The 18,895-nt window shown below is 62.3% G+C and carries 18 protein-coding genes and 1 tRNA gene; 8 read left to right on the forward strand and 11 right to left on the reverse strand.

From position 1 onward, the window contains the following. Positions 1–17: 17 nt before the first annotated feature. Positions 18–236, forward strand: a complete 219-nt coding sequence (locus tag ACWTU8_RS11735) for a DUF2842 domain-containing protein (RefSeq protein ID WP_029353452.1) — start codon at positions 18–20, stop codon at positions 234–236. 523 nt (positions 237–759) lie between these two features. Then, positions 760–2,505, forward strand: coding sequence for an adenylate/guanylate cyclase domain-containing protein (locus ACWTU8_RS11740; RefSeq protein WP_455848193.1), 1,746 nt, complete (start codon positions 760–762; stop codon positions 2,503–2,505). Between the two features lie 297 nt (positions 2,506–2,802). Here ACWTU8_RS11740 and ACWTU8_RS11745 read toward each other — a convergent pair whose 3' ends face one another. Next, the gene (locus ACWTU8_RS11745; RefSeq protein ID WP_455848194.1) at positions 2,803–3,858 is read right to left on the reverse strand and encodes a polysaccharide deacetylase family protein; all 1,056 of its coding nucleotides are present in this window, start codon (positions 3,856–3,858) and stop codon (positions 2,803–2,805) included. Between the two features lie 90 nt (positions 3,859–3,948). On the opposite strand from ACWTU8_RS11745, the gene ACWTU8_RS11750 reads away from it, so the two are divergent. Then, positions 3,949–5,178, forward strand: a complete 1,230-nt coding sequence (locus ACWTU8_RS11750) for a GNAT family N-acetyltransferase (protein ID WP_455848195.1) — start codon at positions 3,949–3,951, stop codon at positions 5,176–5,178. 48 nt (positions 5,179–5,226) lie between these two features. Here ACWTU8_RS11750 and ACWTU8_RS11755 read toward each other — a convergent pair whose 3' ends face one another. Beyond that, a complete protein-coding gene (locus ACWTU8_RS11755; RefSeq protein ID WP_455848196.1) occupies positions 5,227–7,416 on the reverse strand; it encodes a GumC family protein in 2,190 nt (729 codons plus the stop codon). 359 nt (positions 7,417–7,775) lie between these two features. Between ACWTU8_RS11755 and ACWTU8_RS11760 the strand changes: the two genes are divergently transcribed. From ACWTU8_RS11760 to ACWTU8_RS11775, 4 genes are all read left to right on the forward strand, one after another. Next, positions 7,776–8,339: a polysaccharide biosynthesis/export family protein gene (locus tag ACWTU8_RS11760; RefSeq protein WP_029353441.1), complete on the forward strand. Its 564-nt coding sequence runs from the start codon at positions 7,776–7,778 to the stop codon at positions 8,337–8,339. Positions 8,340–8,344: 5 nt separating this feature from the next. Further along, positions 8,345–9,475, forward strand: coding sequence for a glycosyltransferase family 4 protein (locus ACWTU8_RS11765; RefSeq protein ID WP_455848197.1), 1,131 nt, complete (start codon positions 8,345–8,347; stop codon positions 9,473–9,475). Positions 9,476–9,582: 107 nt separating this feature from the next. Beyond that, entirely contained in the window at positions 9,583–11,118 is a 1,536-nt protein-coding gene (locus ACWTU8_RS11770) for an undecaprenyl-phosphate glucose phosphotransferase (RefSeq protein ID WP_455848198.1), read from the forward strand. Continuing rightward, positions 11,115–12,374, forward strand: a complete 1,260-nt coding sequence (locus ACWTU8_RS11775; protein WP_455848199.1) for an O-antigen ligase family protein — start codon at positions 11,115–11,117, stop codon at positions 12,372–12,374. Before ACWTU8_RS11770 ends, ACWTU8_RS11775 begins: the two co-directional genes overlap by 4 nt. Before the next feature lie 32 nt (positions 12,375–12,406). Here the strand turns inward: ACWTU8_RS11775 and ACWTU8_RS11780 are convergent. Both ACWTU8_RS11780 and ACWTU8_RS11785 read right to left on the reverse strand, forming a co-directional pair. Continuing rightward, a tRNA-Pro gene (locus ACWTU8_RS11780) sits at positions 12,407–12,483 on the reverse strand. Between the two features lie 180 nt (positions 12,484–12,663). Continuing rightward, positions 12,664–12,948 (reverse strand): helix-turn-helix domain-containing protein, encoded by a 285-nt coding sequence (locus ACWTU8_RS11785; protein ID WP_455848200.1) that lies wholly within the window; start codon positions 12,946–12,948, stop codon positions 12,664–12,666. A gap of 439 nt (positions 12,949–13,387) precedes the next feature. On the opposite strand from ACWTU8_RS11785, the gene ACWTU8_RS11790 reads away from it, so the two are divergent. Then, complete coding sequence (locus ACWTU8_RS11790) at positions 13,388–13,663, forward strand: hypothetical protein (protein WP_455848201.1); 276 nt, start codon at positions 13,388–13,390, stop codon at positions 13,661–13,663. A gap of 52 nt (positions 13,664–13,715) precedes the next feature. Here ACWTU8_RS11790 and ACWTU8_RS11795 read toward each other — a convergent pair whose 3' ends face one another. The 7 genes from ACWTU8_RS11795 to ACWTU8_RS11825 all read right to left on the reverse strand — a co-directional run bounded on the left by ACWTU8_RS11795 (position 13,716) and on the right by ACWTU8_RS11825 (position 18,824). Next, on the reverse strand, positions 13,716–14,054 hold the full coding sequence (locus ACWTU8_RS11795) for a hypothetical protein (protein ID WP_455848202.1): 339 nt from the start codon (positions 14,052–14,054) through the stop codon (positions 13,716–13,718). A 303-nt stretch (positions 14,055–14,357) separates the two neighbouring features. Then, a complete protein-coding gene (locus ACWTU8_RS11800; RefSeq protein WP_455848203.1) occupies positions 14,358–14,900 on the reverse strand; it encodes a MerR family transcriptional regulator in 543 nt (180 codons plus the stop codon). A 196-nt stretch (positions 14,901–15,096) separates the two neighbouring features. After that, positions 15,097–15,420: an integration host factor subunit alpha gene (locus ACWTU8_RS11805; RefSeq protein WP_095485783.1), complete on the reverse strand. Its 324-nt coding sequence runs from the start codon at positions 15,418–15,420 to the stop codon at positions 15,097–15,099. 106 nt (positions 15,421–15,526) lie between these two features. Further along, entirely contained in the window at positions 15,527–16,498 is a 972-nt protein-coding gene (locus tag ACWTU8_RS11810; RefSeq protein WP_455848204.1) for a beta-ketoacyl-ACP synthase III, read from the reverse strand. A 9-nt stretch (positions 16,499–16,507) separates the two neighbouring features. Continuing rightward, positions 16,508–17,578 (reverse strand): phosphate acyltransferase PlsX, encoded by a 1,071-nt coding sequence (gene plsX / locus ACWTU8_RS11815; protein WP_029353422.1) that lies wholly within the window; start codon positions 17,576–17,578, stop codon positions 16,508–16,510. A gap of 132 nt (positions 17,579–17,710) precedes the next feature. Continuing rightward, complete coding sequence (locus tag ACWTU8_RS11820) at positions 17,711–18,274, reverse strand: YceD family protein (protein WP_455848205.1); 564 nt, start codon at positions 18,272–18,274, stop codon at positions 17,711–17,713. A 7-nt stretch (positions 18,275–18,281) separates the two neighbouring features. Continuing rightward, positions 18,282–18,824 (reverse strand): ubiquinol-cytochrome C chaperone family protein, encoded by a 543-nt coding sequence (locus tag ACWTU8_RS11825; RefSeq protein ID WP_455848441.1) that lies wholly within the window; start codon positions 18,822–18,824, stop codon positions 18,282–18,284. Positions 18,825–18,895: the final 71 nt, after the last annotated feature.

Genomic DNA, 18,895 nt, shown 5'->3' on the forward strand with positions numbered 1-18,895 from the left:
ATCAACGGGATCGCGAAATGCCCATTCGCCTGAAAAAGCTGATCGGAACCTTCCTGCTGGTGGCGCTGGTCATCGTCTACGCACTGGTCGCATCGATCGTGGCGGTTGCCCAACTGGCAGAATCGGGACCGTGGGCGCATTTTCTGTTCTTCCTGCTGAGCGGCATGCTGTGGGTGCTGCCGGCTATGGGCATCATCAAGTGGCTGATCCTGGAGCCGCCGCGGCCGAAGAATTGACGCTCGCTTGCCGCCGCTAGATGGTGACAAGCCTGACGCTTGCTACCCGACGTGTAGGGCAACTCAGGGTGGTCTTCTGCCTTCCGTGTCGCCCATCGGAACGCGCAGATAGCGCCTCTTGCCGACCTCAGCACCTCTAAGCGAACGTCTGGTGTGATGCCCGATGCGGGCGTTCATAGGGCATCTCGCTGTTACATCGCGGTGACAAAAGCACCGCCACGGTGGCGTCAACCGGTTACACAGAGCAGGAAATATCTCCGGCCTTCTGGGAGTGCGGGTCAGCGTCCCCAGAGGCTGCGTGGGCGTGTCGCCGGTTGGCTGTTAGCGCGGCGACTGGATCGCTCCACGCCTCGCAAGCGGGATAGCGAAATCTCGTGAAGGCAAGGTCAAGCTGCGTTCTCCGTTCTGAATCGGCGACGGGCGGCGGCTGGGAGAGATGGATGCCATGCACGTTGAGCGTCTGGAAGTTGGCGGGGCATGGGCGCGAGGCAGCCCGCGTGCACGCGCCTGGCCGGGCGGTGCAATGACCGCGCAGCGCCGCCTCGCAGCGATCCTGGCTTGCGACGTGGTCGGCTATTCGCGCCTGATGGAGCGCGACGAGCGCGGCACGCTCGAGCGGCTGAAGACATACCGCAAGGACCTCCTCGAACCGCTGGTCTCCGAGCACCAGGGTCGGATCGTCAAGCTCACCGGCGACGGGATGCTGTGCGAGTTCGCGAGCGTCGTCAACGCGGTGACCTCGGCGATGGCGATCCAGCAGGCCCTGGCAGAACACGAGGCGGAGACGCCCGAGGAAGAGCGGATTCGCTTCCGCATCGGCGTCAATCTCGGCGACGTGGTCTGCGAGGAGGACGGCGACCTCTACGGCGACGGGGTCAACATCGCCGCCCGCCTCGAAAGCATCGCCGATCCCGGCACCGTGGTCGTCTCGGGCACCGCCTACGACCACCTTCAGGGCAAGCTCGACGGCGGCTTCACACTGCTCGGCGACCTGCGCCTCAAGAACATCGAGCGGCCTGTGCGCGCCTACCGCGTCGAGACCGACGCCAGCGCCTCGGGGGCTGCACTGCCTCCCCTGCCCGCGAAACCCTCGATCGCGGTTCTGCCTTTCACCAACATGAGCGGCGATCCCGACCAGGAATACTTCGCCGACGGACTGGTGGAGGACATCATCACGGGATTGAGCCGGGTGAACTCCTTCTTCGTGATCGCCCGCAACTCGTCCTTCACCTACAAGGGCCGAGCGGTGGACCTGCGCCAGGTCGGGCGTGAGCTGGGCGTCCGCTACGTGCTCGAAGGTAGCATCCGCAGAGCAGGATCGCGGGTGCGTATCAGCGGGCAGCTGGTGGACGCGATCAGCGGACACCATGTCTGGGCCGACCGCTTCGAGGGCGACGTGAGCGACATCTTCGACCTACAGGACAAGGTGACCGAGAGCGTCGTCGGTGCGGCCGAGCCGAGCATCCGGCTGGAGGAGATCAAGCAAGCGCGCATGAAGCCGACCGACTACATCGGTGCCTACGACCTCTACCTTCGTGCGCTGCCGCGCTTCTACAGCATGACGCGCGAAGGCTTCGCCGACGTGCGCCGGCTCACCAACGAGGCGCTCAGCATCGACCCAGGTTTCACCCTGGCGAAGGCACTCGGTGCCTATATCCGCAGCCTGTCCGTGAGTCAGTGCTGGCACGAGCCCGACGATATCCGCGTCGCCGTGCGCATGGCCCGCGAGGTGCTGGCGGACGCGCGAGACGACCCGACAAGCTTGCGTTTCGCCGCGCAGGTGATCGCCTACAGCGCCAAGGATTACGAGACGGCGCTGGACACGATCGAACGGTCCCTGCTGCTCAATCCCAATTCGGCGCAGGGCTATACGGGCAGCGGCTGGGTGAACGCCCATTCCGGCCGCCCCCTCGTCGCGATCGAGCACTTCCACAGGGCAATGCGGCTGAGCCCGGTCGACCCCGAGAAGGGCATCGCGCTCTCCGGCATCGGGATGAGCTACCTGATGCTCGAACGCTACGAGGAAGCGCTGGCTTGGGGAGAACGAGCGCTGCGCGAGATGCCGAATTACGGCTCCTCGCACCGGGTGGTGATCATGGCGCTGGTCAAACTCAATCGGCCGGACGAAGCGCAGGCGGCGGCGCGGCGGCTGATGGAAGCGTTCCCGACCTACACGCTCGCCCTGCAGAGGCAGATCAACCCATGGCGGGACAAGGTGTTCGCCGAGCGCTACGTCGAGGCGCTGGGTATTGCCGGCGTGCCGGAGTGATCGTCGCGTTTGCAAAGATGCCCTCTCCTGCGCGTCACGTCCGGCCAGGCGACGTCCCTTGATCCCGCGTCGCTTCTGGAAGGATAGTTCTCTGGCCGGGTTGTCCGAGGACTGAGCGCGTAGAGCAGCTGTGAACAGCCGGCGAGTTCTCTGTTGGGTCCGCGTCGAACTTCCGGTTTCCACCCTGACGAGACCTACCGACGGTCCAGAAAAATGTCGCCTTCGGGTCACGACGTTCCCTTGACCCTCCCATCAGGGATGGTCCTCAAGACGTCGGTTCTTGCCGGACTTTCACCACTAGATGGTGACGACCATCTTGCCGGCATTGGCCAGCGGCGTCGTCACACCCGACAGCATCGTGCGGATATGGGCAACGCTCTGATAGCGACCGTTGACCGAAATGCGCGGCAGCGCTTGCAGGAAACCGGCATGTTCGGCGCGCAGCACGCCGTGGCGTGTCGTCACCGCCGAGGCATAGCCGGCGTCGCGGGCAAAGCCGACTTCGCGGTCGCCAACGGCACTGGCATAGCCATAGGGATAGGCGAAATGGCGCGGCGCCTCGCCGAGTTCGGCCTGCAATATGCGCCTGACGTCGTCGACCTCGTGCCGCGCATCGGCTTCGGAAAGCCGCTTCAGATTGCGATGATTTACGGTGTGCGCGCCGATCGTCACCAGCGAATGCCCTGCAATGGCGCGGATCTCGTCCCAGTTCATCAACATGCTCTGGCGCGCGCCCAACTCGATACCGTTCGACCGCGTCAATTCGCGCAGCACCGCGCGCTGGTCGTCCTCGCGGACGTCCAGCGTCAAATAGTCGTGCAGGCGCGCGAAGGCCTGAAGTTTCCTGCCCGGGGTCGAGCAGTCGATCGTCACCGGACCGTTCGGTGTTGTCAGAATCAACCGGTCCCGCGCGCTGACGATGTCCTCGACCACCTCCCACCACAGATCGGCGGCGCCGTTTATCAGCCCTGGCGCGACATAGATGGTGACCGGCGCGCCGTGCTTTTCCAGCACCGGCAGCGCCTCGGTCATGTTGTCGCGGTAGGCGTCGTCGGCGGTGATCGCCGCGAACTGGCCACCCTTGCCGCCGGCCTTGATGCGCTCTATCGCCTCGTCCAGCGTGACGAACGTATAGCCGTGCGCCTTCATGTCGGCGATCACGGCGTCGAGGAACTCAGGCGCGATGTTGAGATGCCGGTTGACGCCATCAGGCTTTTCCGGCGTGGCGGTGACCCGATGCAGCATCAGGATGGCGCCGATGCCGCCGACGAACGGCTTGGCCAGCGGGGCAAGACCGGTATAACGGACGACGTTGAGCGCCAGTTTCCGGATTGCCTCGCCCCCGTCGATCATTCATTCACCTTTTGCGCCTAGGCTCATCCAAGCACGGAATGCGCCTATGCGGGCCCCAATCGCGGTGAATACGCCCTAAAGGATTGAGGTATGGTTGACGCCACCGCGTCATTTGACGGCAATCGGCTCGAAGCAATGGAGGCGACGCCGCGCGCGTTGCCTGCGGATCATGCCGGCCTGTCGGTCTCGGTCGCCGACGGTGCGGCACTTGCGGCCTATGCCGAGTTCTGCCGTTCGGCGCTGTTCGCGCCGGCGCAGAGCCCGGCCTGGATCCTGAACTGGGCCAGATATGCCGAAGCGGATACTGTTTTGGCGACGCTGAACGCTGAAGGCAGGCCGGCTTTTTCGTTGGCGCTGGAAGTCACCAGCCGCGGTCCGTTCCGCGTCGCCCGTTTCATGGGCGGCCGCCATGCCAACGGCAATTTCGCCGCCGCCGACCCGGATTGGCTGACCAGGGCGGATGGCGCGGCAATCCGGTCGATGCTGGCGGCGGTCGCCAGGGCGCGGCCGGACATCGACCTCGTCGCACTGGAACGGCTGCTGCCCGATCTCGACGGCGTTGCCAATCCGCTTGCCTCGCTTGCGCATTTTCCCAGCCCCAACTTGTCGCTGGCCGTCGACTTGGCGGGAGGCTTTGATGCACTGCTATCCCGCGCGAGCGGCAAGCGCCGGCGTAAGAGGCACCGCTCGCAGGCGCGCAAGTTAGAAGCCGTCGGTAGCCACCGCCGCATCGAGGCCCAGACAGCGGACGAGGCGAACAGACTGCTTGACGCGTTTTTCGAGATGAAGGAGTTCCGCTTCCGCAAGATGGGCATCGCCAACGTCTTCGGTGAGCCGGAGGTTCGTGCTTTCTTCAGCGCGTTGTTCGTCGAAGCGCTTTCCGACGACAAGCCGTCCTTCGTGTTGCATGGGCTCGAAGTCGCCGGCAAGCTTCGCGCCGTCACCGGATCGAGCCGCTCGGGAAAACGCTTGATCTGCGAGTTCGGAGCGATCGCCGACGACGACCTCGCCCATGCCAGCCCCGGCGACTTCCTGTTCTTCGACAACATCGAGGAAGCCTGCGCGAGGGGATTCGAAGTCTATGATTTCTCGGTCGGCGACGAACCCTACAAGCGACTGTGGTGCGATATCGAGACCCAGCATTTCGAGGTCCTGATTCCGCTGACGATGAAGGGCCGCGCGCTGGTGCTTGTCCTGCGGCAAGGCGCGCGCCTGAAAACCTTCGTCAAGAACAGCCCGACGATCTGGAAGCTGACCAAGATGCTGCGCCGCAAGACGGCCGGACAGGCAGCACGTGCCGCGGGCGAAGACGACAGCTGACCGCTGCCGAGATTTCCGGAGCGTTTGAGCAGAATTATCGAACCCGTCTCAGGCGGCGGAGCGTCGTCCGGGTACCGGCGTCCCTGGCGTTTCATAGCCGACCGGCGTCACCAGCGTCAGGTCGGGATAGCCGCTCTCGATCAGCTCGACTGCGGCCTGCGCCACCTCGTCGTTCGGCTCCAGCAGCGACAGGAAGACCTCGGTGCCCTCGCCGACAAGGCGGTCGATGCCTTGCGCGTCGGCGGGTCCGCATTCGACCACGACCAGATCGTAGGCGGTGGTGAGTGACTGCATGATGATCGGCAGCCGGTCGGCGGCGCGCATGGCGCGGACCGGATCGGCAGTGCCGACGGGAATGACGTGGCAGTCCGAATAGAGATCGGGGTGGATCACGTCGCTGAACTGCGCTTCGGAGGCGAGCAGATTGGTAATGCCCGGGAACAGCCCGCTGTCCAGCATCGGCCGTGAGGCGGCGCCCGAGGCGGTGAGATCGAGCAGGAGCACACGCAGGCCGGCGTCGGAGACCTCACGCGCCACTAGCACCGACGAGGCGGCCGCTTCGTCGCCTTCCGGCGACACGAATATGGCGCGCGCCGCCCCGGTTGTGATCAGTTTTTCCACCGCCTTGTCGATTTCGACCTCGCCAAGGGTGGGGCGCGCCGACTTGACGTCCTCGCCAGTTGCCGGGGCAGTTGCTGGCGCCGCGCCAGCCGCCTGCGGCTCTGCCTGGGCTTCCGCCGTCCGATCCTCGAGGTCTTCGATATCGGCCGGTTCGTGATTGGACGGTTCGTGGGCAACCGGCATTGTGACCTGTTCGATCTGATCGAAGCGGGCGCCGGCGGCCGGCCGCATGGCGCGACCCGAAAACAGCTCTTGCAGAAGCGTCACGATCGCCATGAGCAGCAATGAGCCGACGAAGGCCGCAGCGGTGATCGGCAGGATCTTCGGGAAATAGGGCTCGGACGGCGCAACCGCGCGGGAAAAGACACGGGCGTCCACCGGCAGATAGTTGCTGTCCTTGCGCGAAGACGCCTCACGGTAACGGGTCAGGTAGGATTCGAGCAACTGCCGCTGGGCGGTCGCTTCGCGCTGCAGCGCATCCAGTTCGACCTGCTGGTCGCCGGCGCGCGCCGATGCAGCCTTCAGCGTGTTGACGTCGGCGACAAGCTGGTTTTCGCGGGCCTGGGCCGTCTGCGCCTGCGTCATCAGCCCTTTCATGATCTTTTCCGCCTCGTTGCGGATCTGGCGGTCGAGATCGGCAAGCTGCGATCTCAGCGCCCGGATGCGCGGATGATTGTCGAGCAAGGAGGTGGCAAGGTCGGCGATATTGGTCTTGAGCTCGACTTGCCGCTCGCGCAGCCGCTGGATGAGTTCGGAAGACAGCACCTCTGGTACCGCATCCAGCGAGCCGCCATTCTGCAGCGCCCTGCGCACGCTGTCGGCCGTCGCTTCCGCCGATGCGCGATTGGCCCGCACCCGCGACAGTTCGCTGGACAGTTCGGAAAGCTGTTGGGTGGCGAGCACCGAATTGTTGCCGCCCATCAAAAGATCGGACTGGGCGCGGTAGCTTGCTACCTTGGCCTCGGCGTCCTTCACCCGCTTCGACAGGTCGGCGATCTCAGGCGCCAGCCAGTCGGTTGCGGCGGAATTCGATTCGATGTTGGCATTGCCTTGGACGGAGATGTAGGCGTCGGCGATGGCGTTCGGAATTTCGGCGGCGAGCCTAGGATTTTCCGAAGAGAATTCGATGACGATAACCCGTGATTTTTCAACGCGATAGACGTTGAGCTTCTCGCGCATCGTCGTCAGCACGCGTTGTTCAGGCGGAATCTCGTTGGGGTCGCTTTTCAGGCCGGCGATGACAAGCAGACGGCTCAACATCGGCATGTCCGCCGTCTCGTCGAATTCGGGAAGCCGCGACAGATTGAGCTTCTGCGCCACCTGCTTGAGGATGTCGGTCGAAGACACAACCTCGACCTGGCTGGTCACGCCTTCCTCGTCGAGAATCGGCTTGTCGTTGTCATTGGTGCCGTCGGGGCGCGTGTAAACCGATTCGCGCGTCTCGATCAAAAGCCGTGTTTCGGCCCTGTAATGCGGCGTGGCGAGCCAGGTGAGCGCGAACGCCAGGCCGGTTATCAACAGCGCCACGACAAGAATGCGCAGCCAATTTCTCGCAAGGCTTGCGAAGAGCTGCCTGAGATCGACGTCGACATCTGCGGCCACGGATTTAACGGACATGCATCCTGCTCCGGTACTTAAAGCACGTCGCGTTTGAACAGATTGATACGACCCGCTTTAAGCTCTTGTTTTCATGCATGTCGTTGTCCCAAAACCGCTGCGCACTTTTGGGCGACATGCATTGGTCAGGATGCACCGTAAACAACTATGGTAACTCAGCCGTTAATATCGCGGTAAGTATCTGTTAGGTTTTGCTCGCAAGCGGCAACAAAAGCATTAAAACCGGCCGTGTTTTGTCGGTTGCCGCCGCTTCGGACCGCCCGCCTTTACCGGCCATTAACCCTAACGGGATGATAACGGACTTCGATCCCCAGAGTTTGCCGCGGTAACAGCGGCCAATCGAAGGTACGTGTCCGGCCATGAAAAGCACTGCTTCCCTCTTCCGCGCGCTGCTCGCCGTGTCGTTGCTTGCCGGCTGCTCCAGCTACCGGCCGGCGCCGGCCGCCTTCCATAAAATGCTCGACCAGCCTTATCGCCTCGGTGCCGGCGACCGGGTCCGCGTCACCGTGTTCGAGCAGGAAGGATTGACCAACGTCTACAGCGTCGACCAATCCGGTTACCTGTCCATCCCGCTCGTCGGCGCCGTACCGGCGCGCGGCCACACCGCACAGCAACTCGAAGGCGAGATCGCCGACAAATTGCGCCAGGGCTACCTGCGCGATCCGGACGTTTCGGTCGAGATAGACCGCTACCGGCCGATATTCATCATGGGCGAAGTCGGTGCCGCGGGCCAGTACTCCTATGTTCCCGGCCTGACCGTGCAAAAGGCGATTGCCATCGCCGGCGGTTTCAGCCCGCGCGCCAACCAGGAAAGCGTCGACATCACCCGCGACATCAATGGCAAGGTCATGACCGGTCGCGTGGCCACCTCCGACCCACTCCTGCCCGGCGACACGGTCTACGTTCGCGAACGCCTGTTCTAGACCACGTGGCGGACACACTCAGGATCGTCCACTGCTTTCGCTCACCTGTCGGAGGGATTTTTCGTCACGTGCGCGACCTGACCGAGGCGCAGGTCGCCGCCGGGCATGCCGTCGGCATCGTCTGCGATTCGACGACGGGTGGCGATTTTGAGGAACATTTGTTCGAACAAATGAAGGGCAAAATGGCGCTCGGCATCCATCGGACGCCAATGCAGCGGCATGTCGGACCGGGCGATCTCGCCTCGGCCTGGCGCACCTTCGGGCTTATCAAGGGATTGCGGCCGGACGTGCTCCACGGGCACGGCGCCAAGGGTGGCGCCTATGCCCGCCTGTTCGGCTCATTGTTGCGGGTATCAAGGTCTCGCGTAGCCCGCCTTTATTCGCCTCACGGCGGCTCTCTTCACTATGACGAGACTACCGCCACGGGGAAGCTGTTTTTCGCGCTCGAACGGTTCATGGCGCGCTTCACCGACTATCTTCTGTTTGTCTCCGATTATGAAAGGCAGACATATCACAGGAAGGTCGGCGAACCGCCCATCCCGAACAACCTTGTCTACAACGGCTTGAGCGCCGCCGAGTTCGAGCCGGTGCGAACCGGGCAGAATGCGGCCGATGTCCTCTATATCGGCATGATGCGCGACCTCAAGGGACCGGACATCTTCATCGATGCGCTCGTCCTTGCCGGAACGCGGCTCGGCCGCCCGGTGAAAGCGGTGATGGTCGGCGACGGCGACGACCTGCCGCGCTACCATGCGCAAGTGAAGCGCCTCGGTCTCGAAGGCCATACGCGCTTCCTGCCGCCGATGCCGGCGCGCAAAGCCTTCGCGCTGGCCGAACTGGTTATCGTTCCCTCGCGTGCGGAAGCCATGCCTTACATCGTTCTGGAAACGCTCGCCGCCGGCAAATCGATGATCGCCACCGCCGTCGGCGGCATCCCGGAAATCTTTGGCGCCGGCTCCCCTGCCCTGATCCGGCCTGACCCGCGCGAACTCAGCAACAAGATGAGCGCGGCGCTGGCCAACCTCAATGCCTACGGCAGCTTGATGCCCGACAGCGCCGACCTCAAGACGCGATTCGGCGCCGACGTGATGGCCGCCGCGATCGAGACGGCCTATTTCGCCGCGCTCAAGCGGTAACCCCTAAAGGGCGCTAACCCCAGAGCTTCTCTAAAGCCACCTGTTGTTTCAAGGGTTTCTTAGCTCTCTTTTGCTATTCACCTGAGGGAAGCTTTGCGGATGCACCCATGAACGAGATCAATCCCGCACGCCGCTTTTCGATAGACGCGGTGCGCAAATTCGACGGCCCGGCCAGCGGCGATAACCTTGGCGGGATGAACGACGTCGCCCGTCAGGTCGCGTCGCAATACCGGCGCGATACCATGTCGCCGATCATGGTCAGCGGCGTCTTGCGCATGGTCGAATTCGCGCTGCTGTTCCTGTCGGGCCTCTGCGTGTATTTCTACTATGTCGGCTTCTTCAGCCATCTCGCCTGGCAATACCCGCTGACGATTGCCGCCGCCTCGTTCCTCGCAGTGGTGCTGCTCGACGTCACCGATTGCTACCAGGTCGCCTCGTTGATGCGGCCGCTCGCCAATTTCGGCCGTCTCCTGCTGGTCTGGGCCGGCACCTTCGCCTTGATGGCGCTGACGGCATTCGCCATGAAGATGTCGGAAGACTATTCGCGCCTGTTTTTCGGCACCTGGTTCGTCGTCGGCTTCATGCTGATCTTCGGCCTGAGGCTGCTGATGTCGAAGCTGATCCGGCGCTGGGCGCGAGACGGGCGCATGGAGCGCCGCGCCGTCATCGTCGGCGGCGGCACGGCGGCGGAAGTCCTGATCCGCTCCGTCGAAAAGCAGCCCTACAACGACATTCGTATCTGCGGCATCTTCGACGACCGCGGCGACAAGCGCTCGCCACCCATCGTCGCCGGCTATCCGAAGCTCGGCACCGTTTCCGAGCTCATCGAGTTCGCCCGCATCGCCCGCATAGACATGCTGATCGTGTCGCTGCCGCTGACCGCCGAATCGCGCGTCCTGCAGCTTTTGAAGAAGCTGTGGGTGCTGCCGGTCGATATCCGGCTCTCGGCGCATTCGAACGCGCTGCAATTTCGGCCGCGCGCCTATTCCTACATCGGCTCGGTGCCGATGCTCGATATCTTCGATAAGCCGATCAACGACTGGGATTCGGTCGCCAAACGCGCCTTCGACATCGTCTTCTCGATCGTGGGCATCATCGTGTTCTTGCCAGTCATGCTGGTGACCGCGATCGCCATCAAGCTCGACAGCAAGGGACCGGTGCTGTTCCACCAAAAGCGGCATGGCTTCAACAACGAGATCATCGAGGTCTACAAGTTCCGTTCGATGTACACAGACAAGGCGGATCCGACGGCCAAGCAGACGGTGACCAAGAACGACCCGCGCGTCACCCGCGTCGGCCGCTTCATCCGCAAGACCTCGATCGACGAGCTGCCGCAGTTCTTCAATTCGCTTTTCGGTTCGCTGTCGCTGGTTGGGCCGCGCCCGCATGCCATTGCCGCGCAGTCGCACAACCTTCTCTACAATGAGGTGGTCGACGGCTATTTCGCACGCCACAAGGTCAAGCCCGGCGTCACCGGTTGGGCCCAGATCAATGGCTGGCGCGGCGAGATGGACACCAACGAGAAGATCCGCATGCGGACGGAATACGACCTCTATTATATCGAGAACTGGTCGCTGCTGTTCGATCTGAGAATCCTGTTCCTGACACCGATCCGGCTGCTCAATACGGAAAATGCCTATTGAGCGCCGTCGCGCATGAGCTGCCGCCGGCTGCAGTCAACGCCAAGCTGATCGCGCTGATTGCGTCGACCGCGGTTTTCCTCGGCGCCTTCCTGTCCGGCTTCGTCATCGCCGAGCCGGCGCCACACGACCTCTACATGGTCGGGCTGATGGCAGTGTGGGCCTTGTTCGGCCTGCGCATATCGCGCGCGGCGGCGCCACTGCTGGTGCTGCTGGTGGTCATGAACATCGGCGGCATGATCTCGATGACCCAGATGTCGGATATTGCCGGCACCCCGCTCTATCTCTCCGTGTCGCTGTTCCTGGCCTTCACCGCGGTGTTCTTTGCCTCGGTGACATCGATCCAGCCAAACCTCTACCGGGTTATCTTCCTGGCCTATGTGATGTCGGCGGTGCTGACCTCGCTGCTCGGCATAGCAGGCTATTTCCATGCCTTTCCCGGGGCGGAGATCTTCACCAAATACGACCGCGCGACCGGCGCCTTTCAGGATCCGAACGTGTTCGGGCCGTTCCTGGTGCTGCCCGGCATTTACCTGCTCTATCTCTTGCTGACAGGCCCTATCTCACGCATGCCGTTGCTAGCGGTGCCGCTGCTGATCATCACGGCCGGCATTTTCTTCTCCTTCTCGCGCGGCGCCTGGGGCATGTTCGGCGTTTCGGCGATCCTGCTTACCGGCGCCCTGTTCCTGCAGAGCGCCAGCGGCAAGTTCCGGCTGCGTGTCGCCGTCATAACCATCGCCGCCGTCTCGCTGCTGGTCATTGCGATGCTCGTCATCCTGCAACTGCCGGGCGTCTCGGAGATGTTTTCCAGCCGTGCCCAGCTGGAACAGAGCTACGATACCGCCCGCCTCGGCCGTTTCGCCCGCTACACGATCGGTTTCCAGATGGCGCTGGAGCATCCGCTCGGCATCGGCCCGCTCGTCTTCGGCACGATTTTCGGCGAGGACACGCACGACATCTGGCTGAAGATGCTGATGGATTATGGCTGGCTCGGCTTCGTGTCGTTCCTGACGCTGACCTGCTGGACGATAGCGGCCGGTTTCCGCATTCTCCTGCGCGACAGGCCGTGGCAGCCCTATCTTCTGTGCGCCTATGTCGCCTTCGTCGGCAATATCGGGCTGGGCACCTTCATCGACATAGATCACTGGCGCCACGTCTATCTGCTGCTCGGCCTGATCTGGGGCGCCATCGCATTGGAATACCGTCACCAGCGGCAGTTGCGGCCGGTGGAGCTGACCGCGCCGGCGGCTAAGGCATGATGGATTTCTGGGGGCAAGTCGAAGTTTTGAAATGGTCGGAGTGGCCGGATTCGAACCGACGACCCCTTGACCCCCAGTCAAGTGCGCTACCGGGCTGCGCTACACTCCGGACCGGTCGCGATGTATCGTGATAACCCGGTTCGGGTCAACCGAATTCGGCGGCCGTCACGCCGATGCCCAGCACGGTGGATTTGAAGTTCCTGCTCTGTTGGACGTCGTCAACATTCAGAAACTTCAAATCCAGAATTACACTCGTTTGTCTGGCTTGATCCTCTGGCGTCGCTAGCTATCAGACGGGTCGTTGATTTTCCACGGATTGCGTCAGCACGGCTGTATTGATCAGCGCGTTTTCCGGAAGCCGAAGCGCGGAGGCTATTCGCCGAAGCTTCGACGGATCGGCATTCTTGCCGTTCTCGATGTCCGCGATTTCATCGATCGCCAGGCCGCACGTCAGAGACAGCTCTTCCATGCTGTATCCCCTGGTTTCTCGGATGGCCTTGAGGGCGCTGTGGTCGGGCGCAGCTTCGGTCGCCGACAGTTCGGAAAAAGCTTCGCTTCTTGCTATTTGGGGCATTTGGCAACTCCGTGGATTTAAAGAGTTTGATCAAATCAAGATGTTGCCTGAGACGGCGCAGAGAATGCCCTCTCGGTAGTGATTTGCCAAGCGCCAAAGGTGCCGTCACAGCATCGTGATACCGATCGGCGCAACCCCGGCAGGCCTGGGCGGCACCGGCACGGGACCGCCATTCCGATCGAGTTCTTTGACTGGCCGATCGCCGAAATTGTTCGACCTCCCTTGTTTAACCGGCTGTCGCTGGCTCGGCAGCCGTTTTGAAAGGACGGCGGAAGCCTGATGCAACGCAGAACGCATCAGGGCTGCGAATTTTTTTTGACCGACGCGTGAACCTTTCCTCTCCGGGTCGCACCAAGACGGTATGAGACGCCATAAGGCGATAGCCAACCGGGAAGGACGCCCTGACGGCGATCCTCGATGCAGAGAAGGAAATGCTCAAATGACTGATATTTCGAACTTCAAGCGCCTTTCGCTCGCCGCCGCCATTGTTGTCTCGGACTTCGGCTCCATTTCCGTTCCGAGCTCGGCCTTCGCCAACGGCACGCATCCGAGCGGCGGCGGCGCGGTTTGTAAGGGCGCGGGTCACTGCCTAGTGCTGCAGCTCGACTGCAAAGGCACATACACGGATGCCACCGACTCCAACGGCACCGTCTACGGTAAATGCAGCCAGACCGCGCAGGTCAGCCCGAAGAACAAGCTCAAGCTCGCGCGTTGATCAACTTGTTATCAACGAAAATGGCGGCCGTCAGCGCCGCCATTTTCTTGTCTCAACGTGCCGATCTCGTTCTCGTTCGCGACGTTTTCTGCTGGCGGCTGAGGAACAGGCTTGCGACGAGCCCGACCACAACCAGCCCGACAGCAGCCGCTGTCGCCGGGTGATCGCGGGCTGTCTTTTCTATCACTCTGCTATGCCTCCTGATCGCAGGCAGAGCCTCACTGAAGCGCTCGGCAAGATCCGAATAGTAGTCAGAGGCGGTGTCACGCCCGTCCTCGTAATAGGCGCTCCCGCGCCTGGACACGGCTTTTCTCAGCGCCGCCAGTTCCCTGGAGAGGGCTGCGACCTGCTTTTCAAGGTCAATGTCGGAGAGGGTCGAAAATGATACCATGATATGCTTCCTTCCTTTGCGAAAAGGAACGCATGATTTCGGAAGCAGTTCCGGTTTCTGACGCAATCGGTCGGCCCTTAAAGCGCGTCGCGTCTGAAGGGGTTCATGCGACCCGCTTTAAGTTCTTTTATCCATGTCGTTATCCCAGACCGCTGCGCGCCCTCGTGTCAGGCCTGAGGGTATGCCTTTGGGCGACATGGACTACAGCGCCGCGCGTCCTATTGGACGCGCAAAGGTCGCTGTAGCACTTTAATTTTGCGTATGATCCTTTCCGAAATCGATTCCGATTTTTGGGATCATGCGCTAGCGCACCTGATCGAGCAGGCGCTTGCATTCCAGCAGGTCAAACAGCGCTTCCTGCAGCAAGGCACGATTGTCGCGCGAGAGTTTCGACGTGCCTGGCTGCACCGGGCCTTCGTCGTCGGCCTTGCCCAGGCCGAAAAAGCGCCGGCTGGGTTTCACCTTGGGCTCGCCGACCAGCATCTCGTCATCGGCGCCGCGCGGCTGGGCCGCCGGCGTCAGCGGCACCGCATCGGCCTGTCGCCGTTGCGAGATCGCCTCGACGGCCGCCATGTCGCCACTGCCGATGGCGACCAGGAAATGGTTGCCGTTCTCGCGCAGCAGCTTCTGCACGCCCTTGATCGTATAGCCCTGGTCGTAGAGCATGTGGCGGATGCCCTTGATCAGTTCGACATCCTGCGGCCGGTAGTAGCGGCGGCCGCCGCCGCGCTTCATCGGTTTGATCTGGTTGAAACGCGTTTCCCAGAAACGCAGCACATGCTGCGGCAGGTCGAGATCTTCTGCGACCTCACTGATGGTGCGGAAAGCATCGGGGCTCTTGTCCATGGGCGAAATCCTCACGCTGGAGCATGATCCCGAAAAGTGGGAATCGGTTTTCGACCAAGATCACGCTCAACAAAGAGTCATTCCGATCCGGCTTGTTCTGCCGAATCGGGCCATATTTCAGCGGTTTATAAAACAATATTCAAGCCCGGCGTCAAAGGGGGCAACCGTTTTCAACCGGGCTTTTGAAGCGCAGGCGCTATTTGCTGCCCTTGGCCTTGCTGTTCTGGTGGGCGCGCAGGATGCGGTTCTTCAGCACATTCGACGATTTGAAGGTCATCACGCGGCGCGGCAGGATCGGCACTTCCTCGCCGGTTTTCGGATTGCGCCCGATGCGCTCGTTTTTGGAGCGGACATGGAATGTCGCGAACGACGACAATTTCACCGTCTCACCGCGAACGATAGCTTCGCAAATCTCGTCCAGAACCGCTTCGACGAGCTCGGCCGATTCAGTGCGCGACAAGCCAACCTTGCGATAAACGGCTTCAGCAAGATCGGCGCGCGTAAGTGTCTTTCCCCCCATGCGAACCGTCCCCATCAGCGCTCAAAAACATAACTCTATATAAGCAAAGATAGAGCCTAAGTAATTGATCCGGCAAGGTCAAGGACCGAACCTGTCAGTTCGGCACTTACCAGCGAACCAAAACCGCGCCCCAGGTGAAGCCCCCGCCCATCGCCTCGATCAGCACCAGATCACCCTTCTTGATACGGCCGTCGGCGACCGCCACCGACAGAGCCAGCGGCACGGAAGCCGCCGAGGTGTTGCCGTGCAAATCGACCGTAACCACCACCTTTTGCTCTCCTATCCCGAGCTTTTTGGCTGAAGCGTCGATAATCCGTTTATTGGCCTGATGCGGCACGAACCAGTCGAGATCCTCAGCGGTGATGCCGGCAGCTGAGAACGTCGCCTCGATGACGTCGGTGATCATGCCGACCGCGTGCTTGAACACTTCGCGGCCTTCCATCCTGAGATGCCCCACCGTTCCGGTGGTCGACGGTCCACCATCGACGAACAGCTTGTCCTTGTGGGCCCCGTCGGAGCGCAGGCTGGCCGCCAGCACGCCGTGGTCGGCAATGCTGCCCGCCCCCTCTCCTGCCTCCAGCACCATCGCCCCGGCGCCGTCGCCAAACAGGACGCAGGTCGAGCGGTCGCTCCAGTCAAGGATGCGCGAGAAGGTTTCCGAGCCGATCACCAGCACGCGTTTGGCCAGACCGCCGCGGATATAGAGATCGGCTGTCGTAACCGCATAGACGAAGCCCGAGCACACTGCCTGCAGATCGAAGGCGAAGCCGTGATGCATGCCGAGCCGTTTCTGGATGTCGACGGCGGTCGCCGGAAAGGTGTTGTTGGGCGTCGACGTCGCCAGCACGATCAGGTCGATATCGGCAGGCATCAGGCCGGCATTGTCGAGGGCTGCGCGCGCCGCCGCCTCGCCGAGCGAAGCCGTGGTCTCGTCGTCGGCCGCGATATGGCGTTGGCGGATGCCGGTGCGCTGGGCGATCCATTCGTCGGAGGTCTCGACCATGCCTTCGAAATCGGCATTCTTCATGATGCGGCGGGGCAGCGCGGCGCCTGTGCCGCGCACGACTGATCTGATCAAGGCTCTTTCCTATTCCTCTGCGTCGGCAACGACGTCGGATTTCCTGGAAGTCTGGGCATGCGGATTGCGCGCATGGAACAGGTCGAGATCGGCTTCGATGCGATCGAGCAGATTGTTGCGCACCATGTCGTAGCCAAGCTCGATCGCCGCCGCGAAGCCGTCCGAATCAGCCCCGCCATGGCTTTTCACCACGATGCCGTTCAGACCCAGGAAAACCCCGCCATTGGAGCGGCCGACATCCATCTTTTCGCGCAGGCGATCGAAGGCGCCCTTGGCAAATATATAGCCGATCCTGGCCATCAGCGTCCGGTCCATCGCGGCGCGCAGGTACCCGGCGATCTGTCTTACCGTGCCTTCCGCCGTCTTCAGCGCGATGTTGCCGGCAAATCCTTCGGTGACGACCACGTCGACCGTGCCCTTGCCGATGTCGTCGCCCTCGACGAAACCATGGTAGTTCATCGAGGCCATGTTGGCCTCGCGCAACATGCGGCCCGCTTCCTTGACCTCTTCCTGGCCCTTGATCTCCTCGACGCCAACGTTGAGCAGACCGATGCTCGGCCGTTCGATGCCGAACACCGAGCGCGCCATGCCGGTGCCCAAAATGGCGAAATCAACCAGTTGATGCGCATCCGCGCCGATGGTGGCGCCGACGTCCAGCACCACGCTTTCGCCGCGCAATGTCGGCCAGAGCGCCGCGATCGCCGGACGGTCGATGGTCGCCATGGTGCGAAGGCAGAATCTCGACATCGCCATCAGCGCGCCGGTGTTGCCGGCCGAGATGCAGGCGTCGGCAGTGCCTGCCTTGACCGCCTCGACCGCTTTCCACATCGACGATTTCCAGCGGCCATGGCGCAGCGCCTGGCTCGGCTTGTCGTCCATCCTGACTGCTATGTCGCAGTGGATGAACTCGCTCACTTCCGCCAGCTTGGGGAGTTTTGCGAGTTCGGGGCGCACCGCCTCCTCGCGACCATAGATGACGAAGCGGATGTCGGGACGCCGGGTCGCGACCGTCATGAGCGCCGGGATGACCACGCTTGGTCCGTGATCGCCACCCATGGCATCGATGGAAATCCTGATCACGCGGTGTTCATCTCACAGTTTGCTTGAGCGAGCGCCTGGCGCTGGCAACGGTTTTGGGGGCTCGCGAAGGTTCGGCGAAAATAGCGTTTTTGGGCTGCCGCACAACCGGCTTTCTCCGATTGGGTCGGGTTTTCAGGATTTTCCCAGCAGGGAACGCAGCTTTTGCTGGAATTGGCTTTCCGCAGTCCCGGCATCGTCGGCAGCCTCCATTGAAACGCCTTGCTTGCGCGGATAGGGATCGATCGCCAACCCAAAGAACTGTTCGGCGAGCGCCCCGACATCGATCGTATTGCCGGAAAATGTTTCCGGGCTGTCCGGCCCTTCGGCATCGAGCATTATCTCGCCGCCGCCCTCGAAACCCTGCCGCCCGAGCTTGGACTGCTCCGGCAGAAACAGTGCGTCGACCGCCTCGTCGATATGCGCCTCGACCGGGTCGAGGGTGACGACGCAGGCTTGGGTGATATCGGCCTCGACGCGGCCGCTGACCTTGACGCCGTTGCGCTTCCATGGCGCCACCAGCAGTTCGGCGCGGTAGTTCTCGACCGAGAGCAACTCGTGCTCGCCCGCCAGCGCGGCGCGCTGCGCGGCGTCGGCCTCGATCACCACCGGCAGTCCCTTTTGCGGCAGCTTGGCGACATTGGCCACGAAGGACACGGGGCTCTGGTGATCGGGGCTCTGGGAATCGGCGTGTTTCATCTTTTCCTTAGATAGTCTTGGCCATGGGGAATGCCACCGTGCCGGAAACAATCGATTCGGTCGGCTGTTCTGCGAGTCGCCTGGAGACGTCGGCGACGTAGCCGGCCAATTGCGTTGCTTGCGGCCAGGTGGCGGCATCGGGCCTGATATTGCGGGCAAGGGCGGCGATGAGTGCATTATGGTCGTTTCGTTCCAGCGCATCGTCATAGGCGGCGGTGCGACCATAGAACATCTTCGCCAGTTTCTTCATGCGCTTCGGCACGCCGACGTCGCCGATGCCCAGTTCCCGCAGCGAATGCTCGACATCCATGAAGAATTCGTCGATCAGCACCTGCGCGACCTCTCCGGCGACACCGCCCTCGCCGCGCAGCCGGTGCTGAAACAGGAACATGTGCAGCGACAGCATCTCGAAGCGGCCAAGCGGCGTGTCCGGTATATTCCAGTCGGAATAAAACACGGTTTGCCGCGCCGCTGCCACGATTTGTGCGTAAAGCGCCTCGGTGATAGCGCGGTTGGCGTGACGTTCGCGACCAAAAAGGCGCTGGAACATTGAGGGTGGTCTCCTGGGGACCGTTTGTTTGAATTGGCCTTGTTGCATCGGCGACCAAGCTGGTTTACCGG

This window comes from Mesorhizobium sp. BHbdii (assembly GCF_053848045.1).